We start from the raw sequence: 6,305 nt of genomic DNA, 5'->3' as shown, positions 1-6,305 counted from the left end.
TATTTCCTCCTCTGTTGTTGATGCTAAGATGTGATTTATCTTTATGCTTTCATTATAGTAAGCGCTTACATTATTATCAATACATTCTTATATGCAATATTACATATTTATATATTTAGACAAAAATTAGACCTCTATTAGTCATTCCTTGATGGTATCATAGCGAGGTGAGAGTCTTTAAGGGTTCTCCTTAATAGGAGGAAACGGATATGGAAAGAGTGCAAGCGATTATTGACAGTAATCTGAAATTCAAGAGCTGGGTTAAACAGGTACTAGCTATAGGCGGAATGTTAGGGTTCTGCTACTTGGTATTATATGTTTTATGTTTCTTATTTGCTATGTAAATACTATATAACTACACTAGTGGGGTCTTGCCTACAGAGGTAAGGCTCTTTTGTTTGTGGATTTGAAATAAAGTTTAATCGTTTATAACAAAGTTTAACCGTTTTGAAAAAAGATTAACTGTTTATAAAAAAGTTGCACTGTTTTATCCCTTTAGATTTACTGATCTATGGGGATATTTTTATTAATAAAAGAAATATGATATATATTGACCTTTGACTTTCACATACGTCTCATCGACTCGCCAAGAATCATTGGTTGATTTAAGATGACGTCGTACTCGCTTATCTAATTCAGGACCATATTGATGAATCCATCGCATGATAGTTGTATGAGCAAGGGATAACCCACGTTCTTCCATCATTTCGACTAAATTACGAAAACTGAGGTTGTACCGTAGGTACCATCTCACGGTTAATAAAATAATATCCGGTTAATAATGTTTTCACTTGAATAGATTTTACTTTTCCATACCAATCACATCCTTTTTTAGAGTACTAGTATCAATATATCCAAGTTTAGGAGGTTACTTACAAGCGTTTTGGAGTGTTTGCACCAGAACCCATTTGTTTGACAAAATAAAAAGGAAAAACTAATTGAATAGTTTCCCCTTTTATTTTGTATTGCAGAGAATGTGATACCCTCATGCCCATCAAACTAAGCTCATGTAACGTCAATGATAAGCAAGATTGTTTCTTTTTTTCGAAAGTCTATATGTAGATGCTTTAAAGACTTTAGTTTTTTATCATCTGTTATAGTTGATATAACTAGAGTCATAATAAACCCACTGACCTGTTCCAATTCTTAACCAACCGTTCTTTTCTTCATATACTGTAACTTTTTCGCCTTTACTTGCCTTTCTAACAATAGAGTAGTTTGAACCTGCTCCACTTCGAATATTTACTCCAATACCATTGATTTGAGCCGTTCCAATTACATTTTGAACACTACCAGTTTCAATTACTAGAAGCATGTTTAGAATGAACGATGCTGTTTCACCACGGGTTGTTGTTCCTTTAGGATCGTATTGATTGTCTTCTTTACCTTTTACAATACCTAAGCCATACAATCTTTGTACGTCTTCTTTATAGTTAATTTGGTCCTTATCTACGAATGGTAAGTTTGCAACTGGCCCCCATAGACCTTTATACTGTAAAGCCCTGTTTACAATGATTGCTGATTCTTCTCTTGTAATAGGTGTGTTTGGGTCAAAAGAACCGTCTCCTCTACCTGCAATGATACCTGCACTTGCAGTTCGTTTAATACCATCTCGTAGAGTTGGGTTTGCATCGTTTAAGTCTTTAAATGAAGCATCTCCGGCTGGCAAGTTTAGAGACTTAGAGATTAATTGAGCAAATTCGGCTCTTGTTACTGCTCTGTTAGGTGCGAAAATTCCGTTTCCTTCCCCTACCATAATACCCCTTCTATTTAATTCTCGAATAGCTGACTCATACCACCCCCCTGTAATATCGTCTGTTGGTTGAGAAAGGTTATTATAATTCCCCTTAACACCATTTACGAATGAATCCCATTGTCCATTGTTAATCATGTTAGCAGGACAGTTTTTACCACTCCATCTTTGGTGTTTTACGATATTATTTAACGGTACACCAGTTTCTTTCATTAAATAAGCTACAAGTTTCTTAGCATTATCTACTGCTTTACTGTAGTTACCGTCTCTGTTAACTGCGATTTCAATTGCAATAGATTGTCTATTACCTGGACCGTCACCGTCTCCTGCGTGCCACCCGTTTTCGTTTAATGGTAAGTGTTGATAAATCTCTTTATCGTCTACTGTAAAATGCCATGATGCAACTCGGTTTGTGTTCCCTACTGCTTGGTTATATAGGTATTGAGCATGGTTTTTAGCACCTGCTCCTACACTTGTATTATCAGTCTCATGAATTGTAATGTACTTTGGACTCATGTAGTTTTGAGGACGAATATTATCGTTACCTGCTGGAACAATCCATTCAGTGAATGGAACACCGTTTATTGTACTAGAGATGCTAGGTGATGCAGGAGATAGACTACGTTTTGTTCTGTTTGAATTGCTTGGAACAGTTAATGTACCCGTTTCTTCATGAATACCCTCTGAACGTTGAAGACTGTCTGCTTTCTTATTATCGATAGTACCTCCACCACGTCCGTCTATCCCTTCAAAACTAGCTTCAATACTTTTTAAAGCCTGTTCATCTGATGCTTGAAGTTGGCCTGTTTTATCTTGTTCCTGAACGCTTGTAGGTTGCTTATTGTTTACTAATTGTTGTTCCTCTGCAAATGATGCCAATGGTGAAGATAATACCGTTAAGCCTGCTGTTAATGCTACTACTTTTTTGTTAAATTTAATATTCATTTATAATTTGGTATATCTCACTATTTTAATAGATATACCTTCCTCCTTGTACTTCTTTTAGTGTGAATAATAGTTTAAATAATGGTAGTTTGAATCCCAAAAATAACGACTTGATTTTTCATTTCATATAATTAACTGAAATCTATAGGTCCGCCTAGATATGTCAATATTTCAGGGTTATAACACAACACTAGGGTTCCCCCATAACTAAGACCAATGAAAAGAGAATCCAACACAGATCTCTCTTCATAATTGTTTAAATTGATATTTGGGAGTGTTTCAAACAAATATCGAAGAGAATGATAAGGACTTAAATTGTTCTCTTTTGCAGTTTCAACCACACTATACATGATGGCACTCCCTCTAGTACCTTCGTAAAAATATAGTTTAAATAACATAAATAACCTTTAATATACAAAACTATAACATTTACTTTATATCCCGTTTGATTTCTATGAAATTCAAAAATCTTTCGAAAATCCTGATTACAAATAAAAAGGGACTTTAAACCACAGAAGCCATTTTTTGTGTTGGTTTGGAATAAAGCTTGATCAAAACTCAGGAGTTTTACCGTGACAGCTTTATCTAATGATACAAAACGGTGCAACTTTTTTTGCAAACAGTTAAATTTTATTCAAAATAGTACGACCTTATTTCACAGCAACAACCATGTCATGTCAGTACTTTGGAACTTCTAATATACTCTTTTTCTTCCCATCATATACTATAGCTGTTTTTGCTTTTATATTCTCATTGTCATATGTGAAATCTTGGTTTGAGAAATTCACAATCACTTTCATGTCATTTCCAAATGTCGTACTTTGAACTTGCCGATCTTCAGACAATACTTCAAAATTAGTCATTGGTTTTGTTACGGCTTTCTCATGAAATGGAGACCATACTTTCAAATAAGAGGTAATGATGGATTTACTTTTCTCCCATTCATTTTTATCAATATGATATAAAGGTGGTACATTATACAACATTTCAGATAACATTCTATTTCCTATCTCATCCTTAATTCTAAAACTTCCCCATGACCATTGGTGAGTCGTAATAATTGAATCATTATATACAAGTTTATATAACGGAATTGAATATACAGGATTATTATAAATATTTTTATAAATAGGCTTAATAGGTATGGTTTTTCCATTCAATTCTGGAATAGCACCATCTGGTGAAGTGGATTTATATCCGCCTACATAATATGGGTTCTTTTTATCTCTCATATCAGAGTCGGGCCAAATCCCAGGCGTTTCTATTCCATGCGCAAAGGCAATTATATTACTAGCAAAGTCATTCCCACCTTCTGATCCGACTACCATATGTTTTTCTTCGCTAATATATTTCATTCTTTGCAGTCTTGCTTTTAGATCTTGTTCCTGAGTTGTAATGTGATTTGGAGAATAATCATCATAAATTTCGCCTGTAGCATCACAATCGACAAACCAAGAATTAAACGGTATATTATTTTGTAAAATATCACCTACACGTTCTTGCACACTAGGTAAGGATAAAGTTGGATTTAACTTTCTTCCTTTTCCTAAGAATCCTCCTACTTTTTCTCCTTTTTCATTCGATATTGTAGCATTTTCATATAAATTTTTATCTTTAAAAGAAGCTGTATTCCACTCTCTACTTCCCACTTCATGAATCGAGTGGTATGAATCATAAGGACCGATTAAATACCCCATTCTATTTGCTTCTTCTACCATTTTGGGATTCATTAATCCATTAGCCCAATTAGGTAAACCTATCCATGCTTTTTTAACATTCGATTTCTTCATATCAACTAAAACATCTGTTGTTTCTTTCTGTTCCCATCTACTTACTTCATCCAATGCCTCTGTTAACTTACTCTTAATTAATCCTTTGTTCAGTGTATAGAGTTCTTGTTCACTTAAGTTTTGGATGCCTTTTTTTAACAATTCATTTATTGAGATATCTGGGTTATAAAAAATATCTTTATTATAAAGTTGTTCTAATCTTAATACCTGATTTATCGCATTAACTATTACTTTTTGCTGGCTTTTATTGATAGCTTTTTGATTCTTTATATCTTGCATAACAGTTTCAAAATCTTTTGAGCCATCTTCCGTATTTTCTTGTAACAACTGTGCAATCCAATTTGTAAATGTCTCATCCATTTTTTGTGAAAATTTATCCCACTTGCTATTTTCTACTGCAATCCCACTGTGGTCCCAAAAATAAATATGAGGAGCACCATATAATTTTTTAATGTTCGGATTTGTTTTTGCTTTTTCTTCTAGTGTCTTAAATTCTCCCTGTTCTTTTATATAATTTTTATAAATATTGGCCATCGAGACAGGGTTTTTATCAGTTAGATACAATCTGAATCCATATTCTTTATTCTTATTAATAGAAGGATATTGATGTGTAAAACTAAACTGTATATCGGAATCAGCAGTGAAATGAATATTATCGTTATACATTTTTTCAGCTATATACATAATGGAATAATTAGATTTATTCAATGCAAAGAATCTCATAGAAAAACTTTCTATGAATGACATCTCTTGATCTTTTAAATATTCTTTCCAGTTTGGATCATTGCTAGGTATATTTTTTCCTTCCCATAATGGTAACGTATAGCTGTCTGCACTTACTTTAGGCCATGTAAATTCATTAGCTCCTTCAGACTTAATAGATTTTAACTTAATATTTAAATAAGACTCTTTCTTTTCAATCTTCACATCTATTTGGTCATCTGGATAACTCCATGATATACAATCATCTTTTTTTATTAGATTTGTTATTTTTTTCTTCGATAGTGGTAAGGAAGCACTTTCTCTTACACCATCTTTTTCCACAAAAATTTCACCAGTTTCAGGATTCACATCAAAGGTGAAATTTTTGTATTGAGAAACCACGTTTTGTCCCTTTGTTGTAAAATCCTTTTGTTGCGCATAACTCAGGGATGGTAATGTAAGACACATTGAACTCATCAAAATTGGAATGACTAGCTTGTTCATTTTTTTATTCATACTTATAAACCTCCTTTTTTGTATTTCTATCCTACAAATACATTGTGACAGGAATGTGACAAAATGGTGAGTGGCTCAAAAAAAACGAATTCTTGCCGTGCCCCTATTTGAAATTGTCACATTTCTGTAACAATAGTGATTTATTTTATAATAGGAAACTATCATGGAAAGAAGGGGAATTTATGAAAAAAATCATACCGATAGTCGCATTAATAGGCATGATGAGCTTAGGGATACAAGAAATGAATGTGAAAGCTGAGACATACAAAAGTGCAGGTTCCAAAATGGATTTTTGGAATTCTAAAAGAGGTACCGCCAGCATTTCGGAAAAAAACCACGCTAAGCAAGCCACGATAAAAAGAGCCAATTTTACCCTATCAAGAGTAAAGTTAGCTCTTTTATTAATCCACGTATTTTACCTAGAAATTTTATCTATTCTGTCGCCTAATATTTCAATAAATTCGCTGTACTCCTATTCATATAATATCTTTTATTGTAAATCTTCGAACTCCCACAAAAGTAAATATGGTTCTGGTGCAAATACTTAGGAAAGATATAAAGATGCGAAAAGTTTCCTAGTGAAATCTAGTCTTAAGCAG

The 6,305-nt window shown here is 33.3% G+C and carries 4 protein-coding genes and 1 pseudogene; 2 read left to right on the top strand and 3 right to left on the bottom strand.

The features are described from left to right. The first annotated feature begins 209 nt into the window (after nucleotides 1-209). Nucleotides 210-344, top strand: coding sequence for a hypothetical protein (locus BAQ49_RS33840; protein WP_255266617.1), 135 nt, complete (start codon nucleotides 210-212; stop codon nucleotides 342-344). Between the two features lie 200 nt (nucleotides 345-544). Here BAQ49_RS33840 and BAQ49_RS02610 read toward each other — a convergent pair. From BAQ49_RS02610 to BAQ49_RS02595, 3 genes and pseudogenes are all read right to left on the bottom strand, one after another. Further along, a pseudogene (locus tag BAQ49_RS02610) lies at nucleotides 545-769 on the bottom strand (IS6 family transposase); the annotation flags it as partial. Nucleotides 770-1,087: 318 nt separating this feature from the next. Further along, the gene (locus BAQ49_RS02605) at nucleotides 1,088-2,698 is read right to left on the bottom strand and encodes an S-layer homology domain-containing protein (protein ID WP_071744078.1); all 1,611 of its coding nucleotides are present in this window, start codon (nucleotides 2,696-2,698) and stop codon (nucleotides 1,088-1,090) included. 677 nt (nucleotides 2,699-3,375) lie between these two features. Then, on the bottom strand, nucleotides 3,376-5,706 hold the full coding sequence (locus BAQ49_RS02595; RefSeq protein ID WP_071744077.1) for a glycoside hydrolase: 2,331 nt from the start codon (nucleotides 5,704-5,706) through the stop codon (nucleotides 3,376-3,378). Nucleotides 5,707-5,888: 182 nt separating this feature from the next. On the opposite strand from BAQ49_RS02595, the gene BAQ49_RS02590 reads away from it, so the two are divergent. Continuing rightward, nucleotides 5,889-6,254, top strand: coding sequence for a hypothetical protein (locus tag BAQ49_RS02590; protein WP_116733423.1), 366 nt, complete (start codon nucleotides 5,889-5,891; stop codon nucleotides 6,252-6,254). Nucleotides 6,255-6,305: the final 51 nt, after the last annotated feature.

This window comes from Bacillus proteolyticus, from assembly GCF_001884065.1.
Classification (GTDB): Bacteria; Bacillota; Bacilli; order Bacillales; family Bacillaceae_G; genus Bacillus_A; species Bacillus_A proteolyticus.
Note: the sequence above shows the minus strand (reverse complement) of the source record. Positions and strands in the feature narration are given on the sequence as shown.